The organism is Aliidongia dinghuensis, assembly GCF_014643535.1.
GTDB classification, from domain to species: Bacteria; Pseudomonadota; Alphaproteobacteria; order ATCC43930; family CGMCC-115725; genus Aliidongia; species Aliidongia dinghuensis.
This window is the reverse complement of the sequence record NZ_BMJQ01000013.1, coordinates 128300-153057: the sequence shown is the minus strand read 5'-3', so window position 1 is coordinate 153057 and position 24758 is coordinate 128300. Positions and strand designations below refer to the sequence as shown.

21 protein-coding genes are annotated in these 24758 nt (G+C 68.1%); 11 read left to right on the top strand and 10 right to left on the bottom strand.

The genetic code is table 11. The annotated features are described in order from the left end of the window. Nucleotides 1-14: 14 nt before the first annotated feature. The 5 genes from IEY58_RS23505 to ctrA all read right to left on the bottom strand — a co-directional run bounded on the left by IEY58_RS23505 (nt 15) and on the right by ctrA (nt 5706). Complete coding sequence (locus tag IEY58_RS23505) at nt 15-998, bottom strand: ABC transporter permease (protein WP_189050352.1); 984 nt, start codon at nt 996-998, stop codon at nt 15-17. A gap of 5 nt (nt 999-1003) precedes the next feature. Beyond that, complete coding sequence (locus IEY58_RS23500; protein WP_189050350.1) at nt 1004-1987, bottom strand: ABC transporter permease; 984 nt, start codon at nt 1985-1987, stop codon at nt 1004-1006. After that, nucleotides 1984-3537, bottom strand: coding sequence for a sugar ABC transporter ATP-binding protein (locus tag IEY58_RS23495; RefSeq protein WP_189050348.1), 1554 nt, complete (start codon nt 3535-3537; stop codon nt 1984-1986). Before IEY58_RS23495 ends, IEY58_RS23500 begins: the two co-directional genes overlap by 4 nt. Nucleotides 3538-3607: 70 nt before the next feature. After that, nucleotides 3608-4750, bottom strand: a complete 1143-nt coding sequence (locus tag IEY58_RS23490; protein ID WP_189050346.1) for a sugar ABC transporter substrate-binding protein — start codon at nt 4748-4750, stop codon at nt 3608-3610. Nucleotides 4751-4986: 236 nt separating this feature from the next. Continuing rightward, nucleotides 4987-5706: a response regulator transcription factor CtrA gene (gene ctrA, locus IEY58_RS23485; protein ID WP_189050344.1), complete on the bottom strand. Its 720-nt coding sequence runs from the start codon at nt 5704-5706 to the stop codon at nt 4987-4989. Between the two features lie 196 nt (nt 5707-5902). Here ctrA and fliI point away from each other — a divergent pair, with 196 nt between their 5' ends. Together fliI and fliJ are read left to right on the top strand one after the other, a co-directional pair. After that, nucleotides 5903-7228: a flagellar protein export ATPase FliI gene (fliI, locus tag IEY58_RS23480; protein WP_189050343.1), complete on the top strand. Its 1326-nt coding sequence runs from the start codon at nt 5903-5905 to the stop codon at nt 7226-7228. Continuing rightward, entirely contained in the window at nt 7225-7641 is a 417-nt protein-coding gene (gene fliJ / locus IEY58_RS23475) for a flagellar export protein FliJ (protein ID WP_189050341.1), read from the top strand. The genes fliI and fliJ overlap by 4 nt, the downstream gene beginning before the upstream one ends. Before the next feature lie 14 nt (nt 7642-7655). On the opposite strand, the gene IEY58_RS23470 is transcribed toward fliJ, so the two are convergent. Beyond that, nucleotides 7656-8153 (bottom strand): hypothetical protein, encoded by a 498-nt coding sequence (locus IEY58_RS23470; RefSeq protein ID WP_189050339.1) that lies wholly within the window; start codon nt 8151-8153, stop codon nt 7656-7658. Nucleotides 8154-8399: 246 nt separating this feature from the next. Between IEY58_RS23470 and IEY58_RS23465 the strand changes: the two genes are divergently transcribed. Next, nucleotides 8400-8912 (top strand): DUF1499 domain-containing protein, encoded by a 513-nt coding sequence (locus IEY58_RS23465; protein WP_189050337.1) that lies wholly within the window; start codon nt 8400-8402, stop codon nt 8910-8912. A 6-nt stretch (nt 8913-8918) separates the two neighbouring features. On the opposite strand, the gene IEY58_RS23460 is transcribed toward IEY58_RS23465, so the two are convergent. Together IEY58_RS23460 and IEY58_RS23455 are read right to left on the bottom strand one after the other, a co-directional pair. Further along, nucleotides 8919-9497, bottom strand: coding sequence for a sel1 repeat family protein (locus tag IEY58_RS23460; protein ID WP_189050335.1), 579 nt, complete (start codon nt 9495-9497; stop codon nt 8919-8921). Between the two features lie 149 nt (nt 9498-9646). Continuing rightward, the gene (locus IEY58_RS23455) at nt 9647-9991 is read right to left on the bottom strand and encodes a DUF1491 family protein (RefSeq protein WP_189050333.1); all 345 of its coding nucleotides are present in this window, start codon (nt 9989-9991) and stop codon (nt 9647-9649) included. 211 nt (nt 9992-10202) lie between these two features. Between IEY58_RS23455 and IEY58_RS23450 the strand changes: the two genes are divergently transcribed. After that, a complete protein-coding gene (locus tag IEY58_RS23450) occupies nt 10203-11378 on the top strand; it encodes a hypothetical protein (RefSeq protein ID WP_189050331.1) in 1176 nt (391 codons plus the stop codon). 199 nt (nt 11379-11577) lie between these two features. Here IEY58_RS23450 and IEY58_RS23445 read toward each other — a convergent pair whose 3' ends face one another. Next, nucleotides 11578-12135: a tetratricopeptide repeat protein gene (locus IEY58_RS23445; RefSeq protein ID WP_189050329.1), complete on the bottom strand. Its 558-nt coding sequence runs from the start codon at nt 12133-12135 to the stop codon at nt 11578-11580. 180 nt (nt 12136-12315) lie between these two features. Here IEY58_RS23445 and IEY58_RS23440 point away from each other — a divergent pair, with 180 nt between their 5' ends. Together IEY58_RS23440 and IEY58_RS23435 are read left to right on the top strand one after the other, a co-directional pair. Next, on the top strand, nt 12316-15201 hold the full coding sequence (locus tag IEY58_RS23440) for an FAD-binding and (Fe-S)-binding domain-containing protein (protein WP_189050328.1): 2886 nt from the start codon (nt 12316-12318) through the stop codon (nt 15199-15201). Between the two features lie 224 nt (nt 15202-15425). After that, the gene (locus tag IEY58_RS23435) at nt 15426-16022 is read left to right on the top strand and encodes an Hpt domain-containing protein (RefSeq protein WP_189050327.1); all 597 of its coding nucleotides are present in this window, start codon (nt 15426-15428) and stop codon (nt 16020-16022) included. A 35-nt stretch (nt 16023-16057) separates the two neighbouring features. Here IEY58_RS23435 and gph read toward each other — a convergent pair whose 3' ends face one another. Then, complete coding sequence (gene gph, locus IEY58_RS23430) at nt 16058-16711, bottom strand: phosphoglycolate phosphatase (RefSeq protein WP_189050326.1); 654 nt, start codon at nt 16709-16711, stop codon at nt 16058-16060. A 126-nt stretch (nt 16712-16837) separates the two neighbouring features. Here gph and glmU point away from each other — a divergent pair, with 126 nt between their 5' ends. From glmU to IEY58_RS23405, 5 genes are all read left to right on the top strand, one after another. Then, a complete protein-coding gene (gene glmU / locus IEY58_RS23425; protein WP_189050325.1) occupies nt 16838-18184 on the top strand; it encodes a bifunctional UDP-N-acetylglucosamine diphosphorylase/glucosamine-1-phosphate N-acetyltransferase GlmU in 1347 nt (448 codons plus the stop codon). Nucleotides 18185-18255: 71 nt separating this feature from the next. Continuing rightward, nucleotides 18256-20085, top strand: a complete 1830-nt coding sequence (gene glmS / locus IEY58_RS23420) for a glutamine--fructose-6-phosphate transaminase (isomerizing) (RefSeq protein ID WP_189050324.1) — start codon at nt 18256-18258, stop codon at nt 20083-20085. A 292-nt stretch (nt 20086-20377) separates the two neighbouring features. After that, on the top strand, nt 20378-22687 hold the full coding sequence (locus IEY58_RS23415; RefSeq protein ID WP_189050323.1) for a tetratricopeptide repeat protein: 2310 nt from the start codon (nt 20378-20380) through the stop codon (nt 22685-22687). A 161-nt stretch (nt 22688-22848) separates the two neighbouring features. Next, nucleotides 22849-23280 (top strand): OsmC family protein, encoded by a 432-nt coding sequence (locus tag IEY58_RS23410; protein ID WP_189050322.1) that lies wholly within the window; start codon nt 22849-22851, stop codon nt 23278-23280. 155 nt (nt 23281-23435) lie between these two features. Continuing rightward, complete coding sequence (locus IEY58_RS23405; RefSeq protein WP_189050320.1) at nt 23436-24722, top strand: arsenic transporter; 1287 nt, start codon at nt 23436-23438, stop codon at nt 24720-24722. The last annotated feature ends 36 nt before the right edge of the window (nt 24723-24758 follow it).

Sequence of the window (24758 nt, the reverse complement as noted above, 5' to 3'; positions counted from 1 at the left end):
CGGCGTGCCATGTCTCAAGTCGCCGCGGCCCGGCCGTAGAGCAGCAGCATCAGGATGATAGTAACGCCGTAGACGATCTGGCGGATCGCCTCCTCGATCTGCATGATCGACAGGATCGACTGCAGGAGCGTGATCAGCACCACGCCCGCGACCGTACCGAGGTAGGTGCCGCGCCCGCCCAGGATCGAGGTGCCGCCCAGCACCACGGCGGCGATCGCCGGCAGCAGGTAGGGATCGCCCATGCCCTGATAGGCCTTGGTCGAATAGCCGGCGAGCAGCACGCCGCCGAACGCCGAGAGCGCGCCCGACAGCATGAAGGCCAAGACCGTGATGCGCCGCGTCGAGCTGCCGGAGAGATAGGCGGCGCGCTCGCTGTTGCCGATGGCATAGACCGCACGGCCGAACACCGTGCGCTTGAGGGTGAAGACGGTCGCCGCACCGACCAGCACCCAGATCCAGACCGCATTCGGTATGCCCAGCAGGGTCCGCCCGGTCGCAAGGTCGCGCATGGCGCCGGTCGCCATGTCCTGCGGGGCGGCTCCGCCGGTGCGCAGGATCATGAGGCCCTGCGCCACCGCATTCGTGCCGAGCGTGAAGATCATTGACGGCACGCGCAGATAGGCGACGCCGATGCCGTTCACCAGGCCGAACAGCATGCCGCACAGGATGCCGAACGGGATGGCCACCCAGACGCCGGCCGGCCCCCAGCCGGCGGCGGCCGTCGACATCATGGCGCCGACCGTCATGACCCAGGGCACTGACAGGTCGATCTGGCCCAGCAGGATGACGATCATCAGGCCGGTCGAGGCCATGGCCAGGAACGAGGCGACCTGCAACTGCTGCAGAAGGTAGTCGGCGGAGAGGAAATTGGACGAATAGAGGCTGCCCACCAGCAGCACGACGAGGATGCAGGCGAACGCCGTCGCCACCGCGCGGTCGATGCCGCGCAACGCGTGCGCGAGGCGGAACGGGTCGGGCTTGGCATGATCCTGGTTCATGGGCCTCACCCGAACAGATCGAGACGGTTGCGGAGGTGGAGCAGGCGCAGCGATCCGATGCAGACGGAGACGAGCAGGACCAGGCCGAGGAACAGCGGCTGCCACAAGGGGTCGAGGTCGAACACGAACAACAAGTCGTTGATCGTGCGGAAGATGAGCGCGCCGAAGATGGCACCGACGGCGCTGCCGGTGCCGCCGAACAGGGAGACGCCACCCAGCACGACGGCTGCGATCGAGTTCAGCGTGTAGGTGGCCGCGTTCGACGAGGAGGCCTCGCCCGAATAGGTGAAGAAGGTCAGCATGAGCCCGCCCATCGCCGCGAACAGGCCGGCCAGCGTGTAGGCGGCGAATTTCGCGCGCTCGGTCGCGACACCGGACATGTAGGCGGCGGCCTCGGAGGAACCCACGGCATAGACGGCGCGGCCGAGGGCCGAACGCCGGAACGGCAGCCAGATCAGCAGCACGACGCCCAGCAGCACGACGAGGCTCGCCGGAATGCCGCCCGCGAGCTGGCCGGTGAGCGTGTCGGCCAGGTCGCCATTGACGTCGCCGCCCGGGTCGGGCCGGAGCGCCAGCGCCACGCCGAAATAGATGGCGCCGGACGCGATGGTCGCGACGATCGGCTGCAGCCGGCCGAAGATGACGAGCGCGCCATTGACGGCGCCACAGGCGATCCCGGCCGCGAGCACGCCCAGGACGCCGAGCGCCGTCATGGCCGGCGAGCCGTCGACGATCCAGGATGCAAGACAGTTGGAAAGGATGAACACGGCGCCGATCGAGAGATCGATGCCCGAGGTCAGCACGACGAAGCTCTGCGCCATCGCGAGCAGGGCCAGGAGCACGCCCTTGTTGGCCGCGGTCTGCACGACATTCGCGCTGAAGCCGGCCGGGTGATTGCCGGTGTAGACCGCGAACATCAGGACGAAGACCAGGGCGGCCAGCAGCGTGCCGCGATGCTCGGCGAAATGGTAGCGCCAGTCGCCTCTCATGCGCCCACCGCCGGCACATGGCCGGCCTCCCCGGATGATGCCGCGATGTTAAGCGCGCTGCCGACGAGCGCCCGCTCCGTCAGATCGTCGCCGGCGAGCTCGCGGCTGACGGCGCCGTCATAGAGCACCAGCACCCGGTCGCAGCAGCCGATGAGCTCGTCGTAATCGGTCGAATAGAACAGGATCGCCACACCCTCGTCGGCGAGCTTGCGCAGCAGCTGGTAGATCTCCTGCTTGGTGCCGACGTCGATGCCGCGCGTCGGGTCGTTCAAGAGGATGATGCGCGGCGCCAGCATCAGCCATTTTGCGATCACGACCTTCTGCTGGTTGCCGCCCGAGAGCGCGCCCACGGGAATGTCGACCCCGGCGGCCTTGATCGCGAGCAGGCGCAGCATCTCGTCGATCGCCCGGGCTTCGGCCACCCGGTCGATCACGCCGCCGCGCGCGAGCCGGCCCAAGGCGGCGAAGCTCAGATTGTCGCGCACCGACATCGGCAACATCAGCCCCTCGGTCTTGCGGTCCTCGGGGATGAGCGCCATGCCGATCCGCTTCGCCTTGGCGGCGCCCGGTCCGCCGATCGCGACGGCGCGCCCGTCGACCAGCACCTCGCCCGAAAGGCCGCTCAGCACGCCGAACAGGGCCAGCAGCAGCTCGCGCTGGCCCTGGCCGTCGAGCCCGCCCAGTCCGACGATCTCGCCCGGCCGGACGGCGAGCGAGATGTCCTTCAGGCGGTTCGTCCAGCCGAGCCCGCGCGCTTCCAGCACCGGCGCCGCCGCGGCCGGCACCGGCGGCGGCTTCGGCGGGAAGATGTGGCTGTATTCCCGGCCGATCATCAGCTCGACCACCTCGGCGTCGGTTTTGCTGCCGGCGGCATAGGTCGCGACATTCCGGCCGTTGCGGAACACGGTGCAGTCGTCCGCCAGCTCCGCGATCTCCTGCATGCGGTGCGAGATGTAGAGCAGGGCCAACCCCTCCTCGCGCAGGCGCTTCAGCACGCGGAAGACCTTGGTCACGTCCGCGGCCGTCAGCGCGGACGTTGCCTCGTCCAGGATCAGGATGCGCGGGCGGCGGGCGAGCGCCTTCGCGATCTCGACCATCTGGCGCCGCGATAGCGGCAGATCCTTGACGAGCGCCAGCGGGTGGATGTCCGCAGCGCCCGCGCGCTCGAGCCATTCCTCGGCCCGGGCGCGCTGCGCCCGGCGGTCGACCAGGCCGAAGCGGCGCGGCGGATCGGCGATGAACAGATTGTCGGCGACCGAGAGATCCGGCACGAGCGACAGTTCCTGGAAGATGCAGACGATGCCGGCCTGGTTCGCCGCCGCGGGCCGTGGGAACCGGACTTCCCGTCCCTCGAACGCGAGGCGGCCCTCGTCGGGCTGGACCACGCCCGACATGATCTTGATGAGCGTGGACTTGCCGGCGCCGTTCTCGCCCAGCAGCGCGTGGATGCGGCCGGCGTGGAGTGTCAGCGACGCCTGGCGGAGCGCGCTCACGCCGCCGTAGCGCTTGGAAATCCCCTCCATGCCGAACAGGGGCACGCCACCATCCATGGTTCTCTCCGGGCGATGCAGCAAGGGGGACGCCGGCACCTCTCCGGCGTCCCGGCGGTGCAGCCGGCGCCTACTGGTTGCCTTCCGACTGGCCCATGATCTCCTGGGCGGTGAAGTTGATGCCGCAGGTCGGAAACGCATTGCCGACGAAGAAATTATCGGTCTGCTGCGCGAAGTAGCTGTCGCCGTCCTTGAAGTTCGGGTCCTCGACATGGGCCAGCGGCAGCTTGATCGATTGCGGCACGATATCGCCCTTGAGGGCGGTGATCGCGGTCTTGATGGCGACTGCGACCTGGGCCGGGCCGGTGCCGCCGGACGCGCATTTCAGCCCCTCCTTGCCGTGGGCAGCGCACAGCTTGCGGAAGCCGTTCTCGGTTTCGGCTGCCGCCGGCACGAACGACTGCTTCGCGTCCATGAAGGCTCGGACCATGCCGGTCGAGCCGCCCTGGGCGGTCATGCCGTCGAAATGCTTGTGCACGGCGATCGCGTCGGCCGTCACTTTCTGGGCCGTGCCGTCGTCCCACTTGCCGACCACCTCGACCGTCTGGAACGGCTTGCCGGATGCCTTCAGCACTTCCTGGATGCCCTCGTGCCGGTCCGTGTCGACCGAGGTGCCGGCGACGCCGCGCACCTCGAGGATCGTGCCGCCGTTCGGCACGGTCTGGACCAGCCAGTGGCCCCAATATTCGCCGAGCCCCTTCTGGTCGACGTTGACGTTGATGGCCTCGTCCGTGTCGATCGTGTTGTCGAAGGCGACCAGTACCACGCCGGCTTGGTTGGCGCGCCGTACCACGGATTTGAACGCGGTCGGGTTCTGGGCATCGACGATGACGGCGTCATAGCCGGAATCGATGAAGTTGTTGACCGCGGCGATCTGGGCCGCGATGTCCTCGCCGGTCGAGACGACCTTGAATTCCTTGAGGTCGGCCTTGACGGACGGCTGGTCGGCATAGGCCTTCGCCGTCTTGATCATCTGGATGCGCCAGGTATTGCCGATGAAGCCGTTGGCGAGCGCCACCCGATAGGGGCCTTTCTTCGCCGGGTACTGGAAGAATTTCGTCTTGTCGGTCCAGGGTGCGAAGCAGGTGGGATCCTTGCTCGGACCAGCCACGGTCTTGGGCCCGGCCGCCTGCGCGGTCCCCGCGCCCCACAAGAGCCCGCCCAGCAACAATCCGGCCACCGCTATGGCGGCCGCGGCACTGAATTTCGGCATGTCGTCCTCCCTCTATCCCATTGTTCTGGGTTGAAAAGGTGCGATCGATGCCGGTTCTTATCCTCAGACTTAACCCAGATTTCCCTGCTTTTGCCGACAAGTCCACACGTGAGTTGCCGCAGGGCACGCAAAAATTGCGTGGACGGGCACGGGGACACGCCCATTCGCTGCCGGAATCAAAAAAACCCGGCCAGGCTAATCGCCCGGTCGGGTTTTCGTTTGAGAGGCGTTGCCGATCAGGCGGCGGGCTGGCGCGCCCCGCTTGCGGCCGATTCCGCGGTCGGCTGGTCGCGCAGCACGTAGCCGCGGCCCCAGACCGTCTCGATGTAGTTCTCGCCGTTGGTGGCGTTCGCCATCTTCTTGCGCAGCTTGCAGACGAAGACGTCGATGATCTTGAGCTCCGGCTCGTCCATGCCGCCGTAGAGATGATTGAGGAACATCTCCTTGGTGAGCGTCGTGCCCTTGCGGAGCGACAGGAGCTCGAGGATGCCGTACTCCTTGCCGGTCAGGTGCAGCGGCTTGCCGTCGACCTCGACCGTGCGGGTGTCGAGGTTGACCGTGAAGCGGCCGGTGCGGATGACCGACTCCGAATGGCCCTTGGCGCGCCGGATGATGGCGTGGATGCGGGCGACGAGCTCGCGCTTGTCGAACGGCTTGGTCAGGAAGTCGTCGGCGCCGAAACCCAGGCCCTTGATCTTGTGATCGAGCTCACCCAGGCCCGACAGGATCAGGATCGGCGTGCGCACACGCGCCGCGCGCAGCCGGCGCAGCACCTCGTAGCCGTCGATATCGGGCAACATCAGGTCGAGGATGATGATGTCGTAATCGTACAGCTTGCCGATCTCGAGCCCGTCCTCACCCAGGTCGGTGGTGTCACAAATGAAGCCTTCGGCTTTAAGCACAAGCTCGATCGTGGCCGACGTGGCGGTATCATCTTCGACGATCAGTACCCGCATGACGGACTCCTAGGTGCTCCAATTAACCTTGGTTAAGGTTAACAAAATGCGGGGCGAGCGTTAAGAAAAGATTTACCGCGCCACAACCGCGCGTCGATGCGGCGTTAAAACTTGCTTAAGCAGGAAACGGCATCATCTCGAGCATCGTTGGGCAATCGGCCAGCCCACCCATACGGACCATCCATACGGAAAGGCGATGCTGCTCGAAGGGATCTCGCAGGCGGTTGGAAGCCTCGCGGCCCATCGCTACTGGGGGCGCGTGACCGCGATCCTCGGCATGCTGGTCGAGGTAGGCGGCATCGAGCGCCGGCTCACCATCGGCGGGCGCTGCCTCATCATCCGCGACCATGACGCGCCGCTGCCGTGCGAGGTGATCGGCTTCCGTGAGGGCCGCACGCTCGTCATGCCGTTCGGGCCTCTGACCGGCATCGGGCTCGGCAACCGCGTCGAAGTGGCGCTGGTGCCGCCGGCGATCTTTCCCGACCGCCGCTGGCTCGGCCGCGTGGTGAACGCGATGGGCGAGCCGATCGACGGCAAGGGGCCGCTGCCGCAGGGGCCGCTGGCCTATCCGCTCCGGAACCTGCCGCCGCCGGCGCATGCGCGGAAGCGTGTGCAAGGCAAGGTCGACCTGGGCGTGCGCGCGCTCAACACGTTCCTGACCTGCTGCCGCGGCCAGCGCATGGGCATCTTCGCCGGCTCCGGCGTCGGCAAATCCGTGCTGCTGTCGATGCTGGCGCGCTACACCGCAAACGACGCGAGCGTCATCGGCCTCATCGGCGAGCGCGGCCGCGAGGTGCAGGAATTCATCGAGGACGATCTGGGCGAGGAAGGCCTGGCGCGCAGCGTCGTCGTGGTCGCGACCTCGGACGAATCCTCGCTCATGCGTCGGCAGGCGGCCTATCTGACACTCTCGGTCGCCGAATATTTCCGCGACCAGGACATGGACGTGCTGTGCCTGATGGACAGCGTCACCCGCTTCGCCATGGCGCAGCGCGAGATCGGGCTCTCGGCCGGCGAGCCGCCCGCCAGCAAGGGCTATACGCCGACCGTGTTTGGTGAACTGCCGCGGTTGCTCGAGCGCGCCGGGCCCGGCACCGGCGCCGGCAGCATCACCGGGCTTTTCACCGTGCTGGTCGAGGGCGACGACCATAACGAGCCGATCGCCGACGCGGTGCGCGGCATCCTCGACGGCCATATCGTGCTCGACCGCCGCATCACCGAGCGTGGCCGCTATCCGGCGATCGACATTTTGCGCTCGGTCTCGCGCACCATGCCCGGCTGCAATTCCGACGAGGAGAACGCGCTGGTGCAGAAGGCGCGGGCGCTCGCCGCGACCTACGAGAACATGGCGGAGCTCATCCGCCTCGGCGCCTATCGCCGTGGCAGCGATGCCAAGATCGACCAGGCCATCGACTATTACCCCGCGATCGAGAAGTTCCTGGCGCAAGGCAAGCGCGAGCTGTCGACGCTCGCGCAAGGCTACGCCGACCTGGCCCAGATCCTGATCGGAGCCGACGCGTGAAGCCGTTCCAGAGCCAGATTCGCCTGCATAAATGGACGGTCGACGAGGCGCAGCGGCGTCTCGGCGAACTGATACGTCTCGCAGACCGGCTGCGCCAGGACCTGGCGGACCTCGAGGCCGAGGCACTCCGCGAGCAGGCGGCGGCCCAGGCGTCCTTCGAGGCGAGCCTCACCTACGGTGCCTATGCGGAGCGGGTCATCGAGCGGCGCGAGAAGCTCAACCGTTCGATCGCCGAGGTCGACGGCCAGGTTGAGCACGCGCGCGATGCGCTCAAGGATGCCTTTGCGGAGCTGAAGAAGTTCGAGCTCGCGGCCGAGGCGGCCCAGGAGCGGGCACGCCGGAAGCGCGACGCGCGCGAGCAGGCGCAGCTCGACGAAGTGGCGATCGGCATGTTCCGCGGCCGTGGTAAATAGCCAGCGGGAAGTCGTCAGCCCGTCGCTTCCGCATCATCCGCCGGTGGCGGCGTCAGCACCTCGTCCAGCAGGTCGAAATAGGCCTTGACCGGCAGCAGCGCGGTCACGACCGCGGTCACGATGCGCGTCGCGATCGCCGGCGTCGTGAGCCGGGTCCGCCCGCCGACGCGCACGCCCTGCCTGGGGCTCAGCTCCCACTCGAGGCCGGTGCCGCGCAGGCCGGCCAGCACGCGCAGCAGCCGGCTGCGCAGCACGCGGTTCTCGACCGAATAGGGCAGGGTGCCGATCTCGGTCGTGAATTCGACGAGGAGCGCGTCCGCGTCCGGGCGCGCCTCGGCCTCGAATGTCCGGCCGGCAAAGCGAAAGCCGAAGCGAATGGGCCCCCGCGGTTCCCGCCGCGCGATGGCTCCGTCGTGGCCGACCGTGACGGAGCCGGCTTCGAGCGGTGCCGTCTGCTCGACCAGGAAAGCGAGTGCCGCCGGGTTGAGAGGCTGGTCGGGCGGCGCATTCATGGGGATGTTCCGGAACCGCGAGAGGAGAGACTGCGCGCAGGATGGCGGCGTCAGGCTTAAGGATAAGTAAAATCCCATGCATCTTTGCCACCGGTCGCGACCGGTGCCGAGAGACCTGACGCGCGCGGCCAATTGCGTTACAAGGCCCGTGCGTCAAAAGACCGGTGCGTCAAAAGACCGGCGCGCCAGAAGGCTTGGCCGGCGATATACCGGCGTCCCGGCAGCGGCAGAGCGGACCTTGTGAGCGTGAAGAAGAAAACATTGGGTGGGATGCTCGCGGTCGCGGGACTCGTTCTCGCGGGATTGATCGTCATCCGCATCGTCATGGGACGCGATGCCGAGGATCGCGTGGCCGAGGGTGAGTTGGTCGACTTCAACCATCTGCCGGCGGTCGAGAAGCAGGGCCGCTTCCTCATGTGCCCAAAGGACTTCTGCAGCCGGGCGCCCGATGCCGAGGCGCCGGTCTTCGCGATGGAGTGGGAGCAGCTGCGCGATCTCTGGAGCGAAGCGGTCGCGCGCCAACCCCGCGTCAAGCTCGTCGCCGGCGACGGCGAGCGGCGAAAGATCGTCTATGTCCAGCATTCGCCGCTCCTGCGCCTGCCCGATATCGTCACGATCGAATTCGTGCCCCTGCCGGACGGCAAATCGAGCTTCGCGATCGAAAGCCGGGCGCGCTTCGGCTGGACCGACTTCGGCGGCAACGCCGAGCGGGTGCGCGCCTGGGTCGCCCTCGTCGAGAGCGTCGCCAAGAAATCTTAGCCGCGGCTAGTGCGGCTGCCAGGCGTTCGCCTGCGCCTCGGCCTTCTGCCAGTCTTCCGGGCTCAGCGTCGAATGCAGCTTCTGCAGCAGCGGCGGGTCGAGGTCGGAGACGCCGGTCTGCAGACGGCCGGGGTTGCGCCGCCAGACCAGGTACCACATGCCGGCGGCGACCGGCTCGACTTTGAAGCGGCCGCCTTCGAGCATCATGTGGATCAATTGCACCTGGGCCGCTGGAAAGCCGGCGTCGGCCGCGGTCAGGATCCATTTCGTCCCCTTGACCAGCGCGTCGTGCCCGGCTTCGGGCGAGGGCGCCGTCGCGGCGCTCGCGATATAACACTGGCCGAGCGACAGTTCCGCCTGCTCGAAGCCGTGCCCTTGCGCTGCCATCGGCTCCAGGATTTCGATCGCCTTGGCATACTCGCCGCGCTGCTTCAGGTACATCGCCCGCTCATAGGGCGAGAAGCTCTGGATCAGCTGCTGATTCTTGCTGCGGTTGTCGTCCTGGGCATGCGCCGCGGATCCCAAGGACAGGATGATGACGACGAGAGCCAGCCCGAGTGTGCGGACCCAAACCTGAAATGTCATGCTATGCCGATCCCGTCCGATACCGATCCCGTCCGATACCCAATCTTTGGCGAGCAAGGACGGCCGGCAATCCAGGCGCCCCGTTGCCGCGGGATTAAGCCATCCGGACCGAGGCGGCGCAATGCCCGGCCGACAAGGCGCGCGCTCGCTCAGGTCGAAAGAATCTTGCCGGCAAACGGCAGGTGGCCGTCGCGGTCCTCGACCTCGATCACCCACAGGTCGGGGTCGCGCCGGCGGGCGCGCTCGATATAGGCGTCGGCCGTCGGCTCATCGACCGGAACGGCGCCGGTGCCGCGGTACCAGGCGCGCGCGCCGTCCGGATCGCGCGTCTCGGCCAGCACTTCGCAGCCGTCGGCGAAACGGTTGACCTTGACCAGCACGCTGCCGCTCGTCGGATCGCCCTTGGCGACCACGGTCACGATGCCGCCGTCGAGATTGGCGCGCCGCACGGCCGCCTGGACCCAGATTTCCGTCTTGAGGCGTGCCTCGACCATCCTGCCCCTGCAATTCAACTTCTGCGATTCAACTTCGGCGATCGTCGCCTTGCCGGCGTGCCGCCCCCTCGGGCAGGATAGCGTGCCCTCGCGCGCCGGTTCAAACCCCGCGCGCCCAGATGGCTGAGCATCAGGGGCCGGACGATAGCCTCCGATAGTGGTTTCCCGGGCGAATGGTCGAGCGATGGGTGAGTTTTACAAGAGTCGCCGCTTGCGGTACGAGATCCTGGCGCTCGTCGATCAGCGCTGGCAGATCGTCCAGGTGATCGACGACGGCCGCGACGAGCTTGGCCGCCCGTTCGACCGGCTCGACTATGAAAAGCTGGAGCGGCGGGTCGAGGCGGCGGCATCGGCCGTTCTCAGCCAGACCGGCGTCTCGGCCGTGCGTGTGGTGCGCGAGCGCGAGCGGGCCGATGGCTTCGTCACGCGTGCCGAGGTCCTGTCACGCCAGGCGCCGCCCGTGCCGGCCGACAAGAAGGTTGCCGTGCTCGATGTGGCCGGCCCGGTTCCGGTCTGCCGGGGGCTCGACGATTTGTTCGCGCGCCCCGCCTGCAGGGCCATCGGCACGATGCTGCGTCCGTTGCTCGACAAGCTTGGGGCGACGCCGATCGAGCTCGTGACCTATGAGGCGACCTCGCAGGCGGTCCTGCAGCAGGACAGTGCGATCAATACGGCGATCAGCCGGGCGGCGCGGGCGCAGGAGGGCGATACCGAGCGCCAGCGCAGCAATTTCCTCGGCAATCTGGTCGATCGCGCCCGGCTTCGGGTCAAGGCGGCCCAGGCGGAACGAAACATGCCGCGCCTCGGGCCCGAGGGGCTCGACGCGCTGCTCGACGCGCTCGAGGGCCGCGTCGCGCCCGAGGATTTCCGCTTCTGGGCGTTCCGCAGCCTGTCCGCCCATTTCAAGGGCGTCAGTCTCTACGGCAAGCTCGAGATCGTACTCGACCTGGCCAAACCCAATCCGTCGGCGGTCGGCATGGGTCTGCTCGACGAGTTCGCCGCCTGTCTGATCGACGCGCCGAGCCTGCTTAAGGACGTGCTGGGCGACCAGAATGAACTTGGGCCCGCGCTGCTGCTGCTCGCCCAGATCGCCGCCGGCCGGGCGCCGGCGGGTGCCGCGGCCGATGCGCCGTCGGTCCGGCTCGCGGCGGAACTCGCGGCCGGCCGGCTGCCCCAGGCGCATCAGGCGCTGTGGAGCCGGATCCTGCGCAGCATCGAGGGGCGCAAGCGCCTGACGCGCGGCGGGGCGAACGAGGAATGGGCGGGGCTGATGACGCTGGAGCGGGCTCTGCTCGAGATCGTGCCCCAAGCATGGCAGGGGCCGGTGCAGGCAGCGGTGCTGCGGCGGCAGACCGCGCTGCGCGAGGAGGTGATGGACCAGCTGTAACCGGGCGGCCTCGAACCGGGTGGCCGGGGCCCAAATAGCAACGGCCGGGTCATAGGCCCGGCCGTCGAAAAAGATCTGAAAGTGCGTGGCGCCCCCGGTCCGATCCCCTCGAACCATGTAACAGATTGTATCCGAGTGTGTGGCTTTGTAACAGCGAAAAAGTGATTGCCGCTGCAGATTCCTTGGGCGCAACCCAGGATCACGTCGGCGGCGTGAGCGCTTTGGCGGTGATCTGCGGATTGGATGGCGGCGCTGCCGACGGCGTCGGCGCAGCGTCGAGCGACTTTTTCAATCTTTTGTAATTGTCGCGCGCATTTTGGTCGCCGGCGGCCATGCCGCGCTCGTAGTAGCGGAGCGCCGCATTCGGGTCCCGACCGTTGCCGCGACCGGTTTCCAGCATCCGGCCGAGGTCGGTCAGGGCTGCGACATTGCCGCCATCGACGGCAGCGCGGAACAGGCTGGTCGCGAGATCGTCGTCGCGGTGCACGCCGCGCCCGTCGGCGTAGAGCTGGCCCAGCATCTCCGTGGCGTCGACATTGCCGAGCGCGGACGCGTTCGACAGCAGATAGGCGGCCTTGGTGTCGTCCCGCGGCACGCCGCTGCCATCCAGATACATGTGCGCCAGTGCCACGTCGAACCGGCCGCTGCGCGCTTCGGTGGGGCTGGGGCCGGGCGGGGCCGCGCACGCGCTCGTGGCGAGCGCCAGAATGAGCCCGGCGCCCCGGCACGAGCGGGACCATTCTCGGTGCGCACGCATCTCGCTTTCCCCTCCGCGACCCGCAATTGGCGGTATGATGCCACAATGGAGAAGGGCACGCAGCGGCCGACCGAGAGAGGCCTGCCGACATCTTGCATGCAATTCCCACGTGCTATTCTTCGCTGAAAATCGGTGCTAGCGTGCCGCTCTTCCAGATTGCATGCAAAATGGAGCTGTGGGATGAGGCGGATGGAGCAGGTGCGGCCGGGCGATCCGAGGCTCGCGCGGCGCTTGGCCGCCGCCGTCGAAGGCGAGGTCCGGTTCGATCCCTTCACGCGCGGGCGCTACTCGACCGACGCCTCCATCTATCAGATCGAGCCGATCGGCGTCGTCATCCCGCGGACGGCGGCCGACGTGGCGACCGCGATCGAGATCGCGCGCGAGGAGGGCGTGCCGGTGCTGCCGCGCGGCGCCGGCACCTCGCAATGCGGCCAGACGGTGGGCCGCGCGCTGGTGCTCGACACCAGCCGCCACCTGAACCGGGTGCTCGAGACCGACGTCGCGAGCGAGACCGTCACGGTCGAGCCGGGCATCGTGCTGGATCGCCTGAACAAGATCCTGAAGCCCAGCGGCTTCAGCTTTCCGATCGACGTGTCGCCGGCCAACCGGGCGACGATCGGCGGCATGACCGGCAACAATTCCTGCGGCGCCCGTTCGATCCAGTACGGTATCATGGTGCACAACGTGCTGGCCGTGGACGCGATCCTGGCCGATGGCGCCCAGGCGCGCTTCGCCGAGACCGGCGGCAATCTGCCGGGCGCCACCGATCGCTACGCCGATCTCGTGCGCAGCATGGACGATCTCTATGTCGAGGAGGCCGACGAGATCGCGGCGCGCATCCCGAAGGTGCTGCGCAAGGTCGGCGGCTACAACATCGAGACGCTGGGTGAGCGCCCGCGCAACCTGGCGAAGCTGCTGGTGGGATCCGAAGGCACGCTGGGCTTCTTCACCAAGATCCAGCTGCGCATGCACCGGCTGCCGAAGCATCGGGTTCAGGCGATCTGCCATTTCGCCCATTTCTACGACGCCATGGCGTCGACCCGGTACATCGTGACGCTAGGCCCCTCGGCGGTCGAGCTGGTCGACCGCACCATGATCGATCTCGCGCGCAAGATCCCGGCCTTCGCGCCGACCATCGAGCGGGCGGTCAAGGGCGAGCCCGAGGCACTCCTGCTGGTCGAGTTCTCGGGCGAGGATCACGCGGCATTGCTCGGCAAGATGGCCGAGCTCGACCAAATGATGGGCGATCTGGGATATCCCGACGCGATTGTGCCGGCGGTCGACCCGGCGTTTCAGGCGAAGCTCGCCGAGGTGCGCTCGGCCGGGCTCAACATCATGATGTCGATGAAGGGCGACGGCAAACCGGTCTCGTTCATCGAGGATTGCGCGGTGCCGCTCGACGATCTCGCCGACTATACCCAGCGCCTGACCGATCTCTTCGGCCGCAACGGGGTCGAGGGCACCTGGTACGCCCATGCCTCGGTCGGCTGCCTGCATGTCCGCCCCGTGCTCAACATGAAGGACGGCGAGGATGTCGCGAAGATGCGCCGGATCGCCGAGGAAGCCTTCGCCATCGTGCGCGAGTACAAGGGTGCCCATTCCGGCGAGCACGGCGACGGGCTCGTCCGCTCGGAGTTCCACGAGGCGATGTTCGGGCCGCGCATCGTGCGCGCGTTCGAGCGGGTCAAGGACACGTTCGATCCGGACGGCCTCTTCAATCCTGGCAAGATCGTCCGACCCCAGCGCATGGACGACCGCAGCCTGATGCGCTATCGGCCGGACTATCAGGCGCTGCCGCTCGAGACCGCGCTCGACTGGTCGGAGTGGGGCGGGTTCCTCAATGCCGTCGAGATGTGCAACAACAACGGCACCTGCCGCAAATCCGACCCGGGTGTCATGTGCCCGAGCTTCCGGGCGACCGAGGACGAGCAGGACGTGACGCGCGGCCGGGCGAACAGCTTGCGCCTGGCGCTCTCGGGCCAGCTCGGCCCGAATGCGCTCACCTCGGACGCCATGAAGGCGACGATGGATCTGTGCGTCGGTTGCAAGGGCTGCAAGCGCGAATGTCCGACGGGTGTCGACATGGCGCGCATGAAGCTCGAGTTCCTGCACCATTGGCAGCGGCGACATGGGCTTACGGTGCGGCAGCGGCTCGTCGCGTACCTGCCGCGCTACGCGCATCTCGCAAGGCATTTTGCGGCAATTCTGAATCTGCGAAACCGCGTTCCGGCATTGGCGGCGCTGGGTGAGCGCGCCCTCGGCCTGTCGCGCCGCCGCTCGCTGCCGGCCTGGCGCGCCGATGCGTGGCGGCCGATGGCGGCTGAGGGCGAGGGGGCGGAAGTTGTCCTGCTCGCCGACACGTTTAACGGCAGCTTCGAGCCGGAGAACCTCAGGGCCGCCCGTCGCGTGCTGCTGGCCGCGGGATATCGGGTGGTCGAGCCGCCGCGCAACGGACGGCCGCTGTGCTGTGGCCGCACGTTCCTTGCCGCCGGCCTGATCGACGAAGCCCGGGTCGAGGCGCGCCGCCTGATCGCGGCGCTGGCACCGTTCCTCGCGCGGGGCGCGAAGATCGTCGGGCTCGAGCCCTCGTGCCTGCTGACGCTCCGCGACGAGTATGCCGGCATGCTGGGCAAGGAAGAGGCGACGGGGCTCGCCCGGAGTGCAATGCTGTTCGAGGAGTTCCTCGCCGCCGAGCAGCGCACGGGCCGGCTCAACCTGGCCCTGCGGCCGATCGGCGTCGGCGAAGCCTACCTGCACGGCCATTGCCATCAAAAGGCGTTCGGCCTCGTGCCGGACGTCGCGACGGTGCTGGGGCTGGTGCCAGGCCTCACGGTCAAGACGATTGAGGCGACCTGCTGCGGCATGGCCGGCGCCTTCGGCTACGAGGTGGAGCATTTCGACGTCGCCATGCGCATCGGCGAATTGTCGGTGCTGCCGGCTGTGCGGGCGGCACCGCCCGAGGCGCTGATCGTTGCCGACGGCACCAGCTGCCGGCACCAGATCGCCGACGGGGCAGCCCGGCCGGCGCTGCATGTTGCCCGCGTGCTGGAGCGCGCCCTGGCTTAGGTCCTGCCTGACCTGGTTCCTCGCTGGCCTAGATCCTGCACAGGCCTTCCTCAGCAAGAACAAATGCCGCACCGGGGTCGAGCGATGCCCGCAAGCGGGGTCGCGAGCGTCGACGGCCTTGGTTCGGCCGTGATATTCGATGCGATCTCAAGGGGGGCCGCCGGCTCGACGGCATTGTCCGGAGGCCGGCGTTTCGAGGATTGGCAGCGACCGAGATCATGCTCATGGATGAACAGCCCGGCATCGATGTCCCATCGGCTCTCGCGCGGTTGGGGGGCAATCGCCCGCTTCTGTCTCGCCTGCTGGCGGAATTCGGCCGGACCCAGGCCGATGCCGTGACGGCGATCCGCCGCGCGCTGGGCGAGGGCGCGCTTGAGGAGGCGACGCGCCGGGCCCATACGCTCAAGGGGGTTGCCGGCAATCTTTCCGCGATGCGGCTCGCGCGGGTCGTCACCGACGTCGAGATGGGCCTCCGTTCGGGCGAGACGACGGGCATGGAGCCGCTGCTCGCTGAACTCGACTATGCCATGGCGGAGGTGCTGTCCGGCCTGACGCCGGCCGAACCGGTGCCCGTCGCAGCACCGACACCGGCGCCGGCCGCGGTCGACCTCAAGCTGCTGATGACCGCGCTCGACGCGCTGCTCGCCCGGAATTCCCTTGCCGCCCGACGGGAGCTCATGGGGGTGCGGACGGCGCTCGACGAGAAGGGCGTCGACAGCAGCGTGCTGGCCGGTGCCATCGATCGTCTGGCGTTCGCCGAGGCGCGGCGTGTGCTCCGCGAATTGGCGATCGTGCTGTCGATCAGCCTGCCGCCGCTTTGACGAAGGCGGGGCGAGACGGATCGCGCGGCAGGGGATTATACGAATAGAGGAGCGAGATCGGCGAATCGGTCGAGCCGGTGGTCGGCCGCGATCGCCTCGACCGGGCCATGGTGATAGCCGTAGGTCATCAGGATGAAATCGACGCCCGCGGCTGCGGCCGTGGCGGCATCGACCTCGCTGTCGCCGACCATCACCGCATCCCCGGTCGTGAGCTTGAGGCGCGACAGCGTTTCCGTGATGACGCGTGGATCCGGCTTGCGGAACGGCAGGCTGTCACCGGCGATCAGGTGGCGGAAATACTGGGCGAGCCCGAGCTTGCCCAGAATATGGCGCGCCGAGGATTCGTGCTTGTTGGTGCAGACGGCAAGCTGCCGGCCGGTCGCCGCGAGCAGCTCGAGCGTCGTCGCCACGCCGGGAAAGACCGTCGTCAGCCGTGTCGGCTCCGCATCATAGGCCCGGTTGAAATGGATCATCGCCGTCTCGTGCTCGACGGGGGCGCCCGGGCTCGCGGCCAGCGCGCGCTTGACCAGCGTCGGCACGCCGTTCCCGATCATGCCGATCACTTGCGTGAGCGTCAGCGGCGCGCGATCGAGTGCTGCCAGCATCCGATTGACCGCGTCGTGCAGGTCTCCGGCGCTGTCGATGAGCGTGCCGTCGAGGTCGAACAGGATCAATTGCTTCGCCGTCATGTCGATTCACAAAAGTTGTTTCGTAAACGGTAAGGAGTGCGTGACACATTCTGCGCCGCACACATTGTGACCTGACCGGCGGGTTTCAGTCGCGGTCTATTTTTAGGAGGGCTCATGGAGGGTGGGATGTCTCGGAACCGGCTGGCGGTGGTCGTGCTCGCGGCGGGCAAGGGGACGCGGATGAAATCGGCCCTGCCCAAGGTGATGCACGAGATCGCCGGGCGACCGATGCTGCGCCATGTGCTCGACACCTGTGCCGGGCTCGACCCGGACCGGATGGTCGTGGTTGCCGGCCCCGACATGCCGAGCGTCGAGGCTGCGGCCGTCCCTCATGCGATCGCCCATCAGCTGGAACAGCGCGGCACCGGCCATGCGGTCGGCTGCGCCCGTGCGGCACTCGGCGAAGCGCCGTTTGACGCGGTACTCGTCGTCTATGGCGACACGCCGCTCATCACGGTCGAGACGCTCGCCCGCATGGTTGAGGAGCGGGAGCGGACCGGCGCCGCGGTCGTCGTGCTCGGCATGCGCGTGGCGCCGCCCAACGCCTACGGCCGCCTGGTGCTCGACGGCTCGGGCGATCTCGACGCGATCGTCGAGGCCGTGGAGGCCTCGCCCGGGATCCTGGCGCTCGATCTCTGCAATTCGGGCGTGATGGTGATTGATGGCGCGGCGCTGTTCGGCCTCGTCGACCGGGTGCGCGACGACAACAGCAAGGGCGAATTCTATCTGACCGACATCGTCGGCATCGCGCGCGGCGACGGGCGGCGCGCGCGCGTCGTCGAGGCGCCGGCCGACGAGCTGGTCGGCGTCAATTCCCGCGCCGACCTGGCGGCGGCCGAGGCGATCCTGCAGCAGCGCCTGCGCGCGGCCGCAATGGCCAACGGCGCGACGCTCGTCGATCCGGCGAGCGTGTTCCTGGCGGCCGACACGGTTCTGGGCCGCGATGTGGTGATCGGCCCGCAGGTCGTGTTCGGCCCCGGCGTCACGGTCGGCGACCGGGTGCAGATCAAGCCGTTCTGCCATATCGAGGGCGCCCGGATCGGTGCCGGCGCCATCATCGGCCCGTTCGCGCGCCTCCGGCCCGGCACCGTGCTGGCGGATGACGTCCATATCGGCAATTTCGTCGAGCTCAAGAACGCCGAGATGGGCCCGGGGGCGAAGGCCAACCACCTCACGTATCTGGGCGACGCCACGATCGGCGGCGGGAGCAACATCGGCGCCGGCACGATCACCGTGAACTACGACGGGTTCGGCAAGTACCGCACCGAGATCGGCGCGCGCGCCTTCATCGGCTCCAACAGCTCGCTCGTGGCGCCGATCAAGATCGGCGACGGCGCCATGACCGCGGCCGGCAGCGTGGTCACGCACGATGTCGAGGCGGACGCGATCGCCATCGGCCGCGCGCGCCAGGTCGACAAGCCGGGCCGTGCCGCGGAGTTCCGCGCGCTCCAGCGCGCCAAGCACAAGAAGTAACGCGTGAATTGGTAGGCCGTCCTTAGCGCTCGGGGCGGCGGACGGAGCATTTTTCGAAAAGGATCATTCTCATGTGCGGCATCATCGGCATCATCGGCAAGGCAGAGGTGGCGCCCCTTCTCATGGAAGGCCTGCGCCGGCTCGAGTACCGGGGCTACGATTCGGCTGGCATCGCGACGCTCGTCGACGGGCGGATCGAGCGGCGCCGGGCCGAGGGCAAGCTCCAGAATCTCTACGATCGCGTGACCCAGAACCCGATCGAGGGCACGACCGGCATCGGCCATATCCGGTGGGCGACCCACGGCGCGCCGATCGAGCGCAATGCGCACCCGATCGCGACCGACCGCGTCGCCATCGTCCATAACGGCATCATCGAGAATTTTGCCGAGATCAAGGCGGAGATGCTCGCCCAGGGCCGCGAATTCACCAGCGACACCGATACCGAGGCGGTTGCGGTCCTCCTGACCAGCTATCTCGAAGCCGGCGCCAGCCCGACGGAGGCGGTGGCAAAGACGCTGCCGCGCCTGCACGGCATCTTCGCGATGACGATCCTGTTCGCGGGCTATCCCGAGCTCCTGATCTGCGCCCGGCGCGGCGCGCCGGCGGCGATCGGCTACGGCAACGGCAAAGGCGAGATGTATATGGGCTCGGACGCGCTCGCGCTCGCGATGCTGACCCAGCGCATCACCTATCTGGAAGAGGGCGACTGGGCGGTGCTGTCGCCGACCGGTGCCCAGCTGTTCGATGCCGACAACCGGCCGGTCGAACGGCCGATCAAGCAGACGGCGCTGTCGGGCGCCATGATCGGCAAGGGCAACCATCGCCACTTCATGCACAAGGAGATCTACGAGCAGCCGGCGGTCATCGGCGATACGCTCTCGACCTTCGTCAACCCGGCGACCCGCACCGTGGCGCTGCAAGACCTGCCGTTCGACCTGGCCGAGGTCTCGCGCGTCACCATCGTCGCCTGCGGCACCTCGTTCCATTCGGCGCTGGTGGCCAAATACTGGTTCGAGAAGCTGGCCCGCATCTCGGTCGAGGTCGATATCGCGAGCGAGTTCCGCTACCGCGCCGCCGAATTGCCGGAGGGCGGCCTGGCGCTCTTCATCTCGCAGTCGGGCGAGACGGCCGACACGCTTGCAGCGCTCCGCTACGCCAAGAGCCAGAAGCAGCATGTCGCCGTCCTGGTCAACCAGCCGGAAAGCTCCATGGCGCGCGAGGCCGACGTCATGCTGCAGACCCTGTGCGGTCCCGAGATCGGCGTCGCTTCGACCAAGGCCTTCACGGCGCAGCTGGCTGTGCTCGCCTGCTTCGCGATCGCGGTCGCGCGGGCACGCGGCAAGATCGACACCCAGCGCGAGGCCGAGCTTGCGACGGCGCTCGCCGAAGTGCCGTCGCGCATCGCCGAGGTGCTGGCCGACGAGGAGGCGATCGAGGCGCTCGGCAAGTCGTTGATCGACGCGCGCGACGTGCTCTACCTCGGTCGTGGCACCTCCTATCCGCTGGCGCTCGAAGGGGCCTTGAAGCTCAAGGAGCTGAGCTACATCCATGCCGAGGGCTACGCTGCCGGCGAGATGAAGCACGGGCCGATCGCGCTTATCGACGATCAGATGCCCGTCATCGTCGTAGCGCCGCACGACGAGCTGTTCGAGAAGACCGCGTCCAACGTCCAGGAGGTGCTGGCGCGCGGCGGCAAGGTGATCATGATGTCGGATGCGGCCGGCATCGCCGCATTCCCAGGCAAGACGCTGGCCACCATCCGCCTGCCGGACTGCGATCCGTTCGTGGCGCCGATCCTCTATTCGATCCCGCTGCAGCTGCTCGCCTACCACACCGCCGTCCACAAGGGCACGGACGTGGACCAGCCGCGCAATCTCGCGAAGAGCGTCACGGTCGAATAGTTCGCCGGCAGCCCATTTCTTTCCGTCATGCCCGGACATGACGAAAGGGGAAGGGCAGCACCTGCCCGCCGCGGCCATAGTGCCTAGGGACGACGGTCTGCGGCAGGAACCGACCGGCAAAAATTGCCGAGCTGCACAGGGTGCCTTGTTATTTTTCTATTAACTAGCTGAAAAGCCGCAAAAGGGGCTGCGGCAGGGTGATTGCTCCTCGGGAAAGGTGCCGAATCAAGGCCTTGCTTCCGAGGAGGTATCTCAGAATGCCCGTGCCGTTCCTCTTGCCGGTCGCCCGGTCATGAGCGAGGTGACACCGCCGCACGATGGCGTGGGTACCCCCGCAGCCCTGTTCGAAATTGCGATCGGCCACCATGAGGCCGGTCGGATCGCCGAGGCCGCGACGATCTATCGGCACATCCTGGCGATCGATCCTGCCCACGCCGACAGCCTGCATCTCTTGGGCCTGGTGATGCACCAGGCGGGCGATCTCGACGGGGCGGCCGCCCTTATCCGGCACGCAATCGAGATCAACCCGGCGGCGGCACCCTATCACAACAACCTCGGCAACCTGCTGCGCGACCTGGGGCAGCGCGCCGCCGCAGCCGAGCATTACCGGCGTGCGTTCGACCTGCGTCCGGCGAGCGCCGAGATCGCAAGCAATCTCGGCACGGTGCTGCGCGAGCTGGGGCAGGGGGTGGACGCCGTCGCCTGCTACCGCCGTGCCCTGGAGCTCAGTCCCGACGCGCCCGAGATTCTCTACAATCTCGCCAACGCGCTGGCCGACCAGGATCAGCCGGCGGAGGCCGAGGCCAGCTATCGCGCCTGCCTGGCCGCGCGGCCGAACCATGCCGGTGCCTCCTACAATCTCGGCAATCTGCTGATCAACTTGAGGCGCTGGCCCGAAGCCGAGGCGCTCTATCGGGCCGTGCTGCGGCTCGCCCCCGACCACGCCGCGGCCCACAACAATCTCGGCATCGTGGTGCAGGAGCTGGGCCGGCTCGACGAGGCCGAGGAGTGCTATCGCCGGGCGCTGCAGCGCCAGCCGGACCATGCCGACGCGCAATATAATCTCGGCTGCGTCTGCCAGATCGACGGCCGGCTCGACGAGGCGACGGCGTGCTACGAGCGGGCGCTCGCGATCCGGCCCAATTACGGTGCCGCGCGTCTGGCGCTCTGCATGGCGCAACTGCCCGTGCTCTATCAGGACGAGCTCGAGCTGTTCCGCCGCCGCACCGACTATCTGCGTCAGCTGAAGCAGCTGCGCGCGGACGCCGGCACGGTCTTTCCGCTTGAAAAGCTGGCCGAGGGCGCCGGCGCCAGTCAGCCGTTCTTTCTGGCCTATCAGGGCTACAACGACCGGGCGTTGCAGGAGCTCTACGGCGATCTCCTGTGCCGGACCATGGCGGCGCGCTACCCGACGCCGGCGCTCCACGGCACTTCGGCCGGCGGCAGCAAGATCCGGCTCGGCATCGTCAGCGGCTTCTTTCACGACCATACGATCTGGAAACTGTTCATCGAGGGCTGGCTGAAGCAGCTCGACCGGTCGCGCTTCGAGGTGCTGGGCTATCACACCGGCACGACACACGACGCGGAGACGGATCTGGCGCGCGATCTCTGCGCCCGCTTCGTCGAAGGCGGTCGGCCGACCGCCGAGTGGCGGCGCCTCATCCTCGACGACCGGCCGGAGGTGTTGCTCTATCCCGAGATCGGCATGGATCCGATGGCGGCGCAGCTGGGCGCGCTCCGGCTCGCCCCTGTGCAGTGCGTGAGCTGGGGCCATCCGGAGACGACCGGCTATGCGACGATGGACGTGTTCCTCAGCAACGCGCTGATGGAGCCGCCCGGCAGCGGCGCACACTATACCGAAGAGCTGGTGCTGCTGCCGAACCTGTCGACCTACTACGATCCCGGTGGGGCACCGCCAGCCGCGATCGGGCGTGCGGCACTCGGCCTGCGTGAGGGTGCCACGGTCTATTGGTCAGGGCAGGCGATCTACAAGTACCTGCCGCAGTTCGACGCGGTCTTCCCGCGGATCGCGCTCGGCGCCGGCGACTGCCAGTTCGTCTTCATCGAGTTCGCGAAGAGCCGGGCGGTCACGAACCTGTTGCGACGCCGGCTGGAGCAGGCGTTCGCGGCGGTCGGGCTCGATGCGGCTGACCATTGCGTGTTCCTGCCGGCCATGGACCAGCAGCGCTTCCTCGCTGCGATCGGCCAGGCGGACGTGGTGCTCGACACCATCGGCTGGTCCGGCGGCAAATCGACGCTCGACGCGCTCGTGCAGGACCCGGCGATCGTGACGCTGGAAGGCGGGCTGATGCGCGGCCGCCATACGGCGGCGATCCTCCGACGCATGCAGATCACCGACACCATCACCCGCTCGGTCGACGACTATGTCGCGAAGGCGATCCGTCTTGGCCGCGATCCCGGGCGACGGCGAGCGTTGCGCGACAAGGTCGCGATCGGCAAGCAGCAGGTGTTCCGCGACGGCGCCTATATCTCGGCGCTCGAGGCCTTTCTCGACGCGCGCGGCCGGCAGGGCCGCGGCACCTGCGTGCCTCGTCCAGCTCGTCCGTGGCGCAGCGCGGCAAACAGTGCTGCATGGGCCTGACGGACAGGATGCGGCGCTGCATCGCGGCGAGAGGTTATCGAGGCGAGAGGTTCCGACAATCGGTCATCGTTTCATGCTAGCGCCGGCCCGGCGGTGGAGCGATTCTGCGCCGCGGTGGCGCTGCCGCGCCACCGGTGCATCGACCCGCTGGGAGAACGACCATGAAGATCGATCGCAAGGGTTCCGCCGTCTGGCAGGGCGGGCTCAAGGACGGCAAGGGTGCCATCACGACCGAGAGCGGCGCGCTCGAGGCCTATCCCTACGGCTTCGCCAGCCGGTTCGAGGGCGTCAAGGGCACCAATCCGGAAGAGCTGATCGCAGCCGCTCATGCCGGTTGCTTCACCATGGCGCTGTCGCTGATCCTGGGCGAGGCCAAGCTCACCGCCGAGCGGATGGAGACGAGCGCCAAGGTCACGCTCGAGCAGGTCGAAGGCGGCTTCGCCATCACCGCCGTCCACCTGACGCTGCAGGCGAAGATTCCCGGTGCCGACCAGGCGACATTCGAGAAGCTGACCAGCATGGCCAAGGCCGGCTGCCCGGTCTCGAAGCTGCTGAAGGCCGACATCACGCTGGATGCGACCCTCGTATCCTGACGCCTGTGTTCTGAGCCCTGCGTCCGGCAGCGGCGAAACCGCCGCCGGACGCAAGCGTGTCTCCAACGGCTCTCCGCTTGAAATCGAGCAAGTTTCGCGTCACATCGGCCCGGTGAAATTGACCGGCGTAGGCCGACCCGGCGCAACAGGGAGCCATGAGCATCGCCATTTCTTTTTCGGCCGCGGAGGCCATCTGGTCGACCGCGGTCCTGGCCGTGGGCGGCGTCATCCTGCGGCCCCGGCGCCTGCCGGAAGCGATCTGGGCCGTCGCCGGCGCCGCCGTCCTTGTCGCGACCGGCCTCTTGCCCTGGCGCGACGCGCTCGCCGCCATCGGCCGGGGCACTGACGTCTATCTTTTCCTCGTCGGCATGATGCTGCTCGCCGAACTTGCCCGGCAGGAGGGGCTATTCGACTGGCTCGCAGCGCTCGCAACCCGCCGGGCGCGCGGCTCGGCCCGCCGCCTGTTCGGGCTCGTCTATCTGGTCGGCATTCTCGTCACCGTGTTCCTGTCGAACGATGCGACTGCGGTCGTGCTGACCCCGGCGGTCTATGCCGCCGCCCGGGCGGCCGGGGCCGAGCCACTGCCGCATCTCTTCGTCTGCGCCTTCATCGCGAATGCGGCGAGCTTCGTGCTGCCGATCTCCAACCCGGCCAACCTGGTGATCTTCGGCAGTGCCATGCCACCTTTGCTCGACTGGCTCGGCCGGTTCGCGCTGCCCTCGGCACTCGCCATCGGGGCAACTTATGTCGGCCTGCGCCTGACGCAGCGGCGGGCGCTCAGCCAGCCGATCGCGGCCGAGGTACCCTTGCCGCACCTGGCGCCGGGCGGGGCACTCGCCGCCGGCGGCATCGCGCTCACGGCGCTCGTCCTGCTGCTGGCGTCGGCGTTCGGCCAGCCGCTCGGCCTGCCGACCTTCCTCGCCGGCACGCTCACGGCCGCAGCGGTCCTGCTGCAGCAGCGGACAGTGCCCTGGGCCCTGCTGCGCGGTGTTTCCTGGAGCGTCCTGCCGCTGGTTGGCGGCCTCTTCGTGCTCGTCGCCGGGGTTGCCGAGACCGGCGTGCTGCAGGACTTGGCGCAGCAGCTGCGGGCGACGGCCGACGGATCGGTCGCCCATGCGGCCTGGACCGCGGGCCTGCTCTCGGCGCTCGCCTGCAATCTCATGAACAATCTGCCGGTCGGGCTCATCGCCGGGTCCTTCGCTGGCGGCGCCCTCGCCGGCGGTGCTGGCCTGCCGCAGGCGGTCACGGGGGCGCTGCTGGTCGGCGTCGACCTCGGGCCGAACCTCTCGGTCACCGGCTCGCTTGCGACCATCCTGTGGCTGGTGGCGCTGCGGCGCGAGGGGACCCACGTCGGCACGCGGCAGTTCCTGCGCTTGGGCCTGATCGTGATGCCGCCCGCCCTGGTCCTGGCGCTGGCAGGGCTGGCGCTGGCAAGCCCGTGAGCTATGGTGGCCGCTGGGCAATGAGGTGAAGCGGGT

Excerpts from the sequence above, each read along its gene's own strand:
- IEY58_RS23445 (WP_189050329.1), bottom strand. The coding sequence starts at position 12,135 with ATGCGTGCGCACCGAGAATGGTCCCGCTCGTGCCGGGGCGCCGGGCTC.
- IEY58_RS23460 (WP_189050335.1), bottom strand. The coding sequence starts at position 9,497 with ATGACATTTCAGGTTTGGGTCCGCACACTCGGGCTGGCTCTCGTCGTC.
- fliI (WP_189050343.1), top strand. The coding sequence starts at position 5,903 with ATGCTGCTCGAAGGGATCTCGCAGGCGGTTGGAAGCCTCGCGGCCCAT.
- IEY58_RS23500 (WP_189050350.1), bottom strand. The coding sequence starts at position 1,987 with ATGAGAGGCGACTGGCGCTACCATTTCGCCGAGCATCGCGGCACGCTG.
- glmS (WP_189050324.1), top strand. The coding sequence starts at position 18,256 with ATGTGCGGCATCATCGGCATCATCGGCAAGGCAGAGGTGGCGCCCCTT.
- IEY58_RS23435 (WP_189050327.1), top strand. The coding sequence starts at position 15,426 with ATGGATGAACAGCCCGGCATCGATGTCCCATCGGCTCTCGCGCGGTTG.
- IEY58_RS23470 (WP_189050339.1), bottom strand. The coding sequence starts at position 8,153 with ATGAATGCGCCGCCCGACCAGCCTCTCAACCCGGCGGCACTCGCTTTC.
- IEY58_RS23440 (WP_189050328.1), top strand. The coding sequence starts at position 12,316 with ATGAGGCGGATGGAGCAGGTGCGGCCGGGCGATCCGAGGCTCGCGCGG.
- gph (WP_189050326.1), bottom strand. The coding sequence starts at position 16,711 with ATGACGGCGAAGCAATTGATCCTGTTCGACCTCGACGGCACGCTCATC.
- ctrA (WP_189050344.1), bottom strand. The coding sequence starts at position 5,706 with ATGCGGGTACTGATCGTCGAAGATGATACCGCCACGTCGGCCACGATC.
- IEY58_RS23410 (WP_189050322.1), top strand. The coding sequence starts at position 22,849 with ATGAAGATCGATCGCAAGGGTTCCGCCGTCTGGCAGGGCGGGCTCAAG.
- IEY58_RS23405 (WP_189050320.1), top strand. The coding sequence starts at position 23,436 with ATGAGCATCGCCATTTCTTTTTCGGCCGCGGAGGCCATCTGGTCGACC.
- IEY58_RS23415 (WP_189050323.1), top strand. The coding sequence starts at position 20,378 with ATGAGCGAGGTGACACCGCCGCACGATGGCGTGGGTACCCCCGCAGCC.
- IEY58_RS23505 (WP_189050352.1), bottom strand. The coding sequence starts at position 998 with ATGAACCAGGATCATGCCAAGCCCGACCCGTTCCGCCTCGCGCACGCG.
- IEY58_RS23495 (WP_189050348.1), bottom strand. The coding sequence starts at position 3,537 with ATGGATGGTGGCGTGCCCCTGTTCGGCATGGAGGGGATTTCCAAGCGC.
- IEY58_RS23490 (WP_189050346.1), bottom strand. The coding sequence starts at position 4,750 with ATGCCGAAATTCAGTGCCGCGGCCGCCATAGCGGTGGCCGGATTGTTG.
- glmU (WP_189050325.1), top strand. The coding sequence starts at position 16,838 with ATGTCTCGGAACCGGCTGGCGGTGGTCGTGCTCGCGGCGGGCAAGGGG.
- IEY58_RS23455 (WP_189050333.1), bottom strand. The coding sequence starts at position 9,991 with ATGGTCGAGGCACGCCTCAAGACGGAAATCTGGGTCCAGGCGGCCGTG.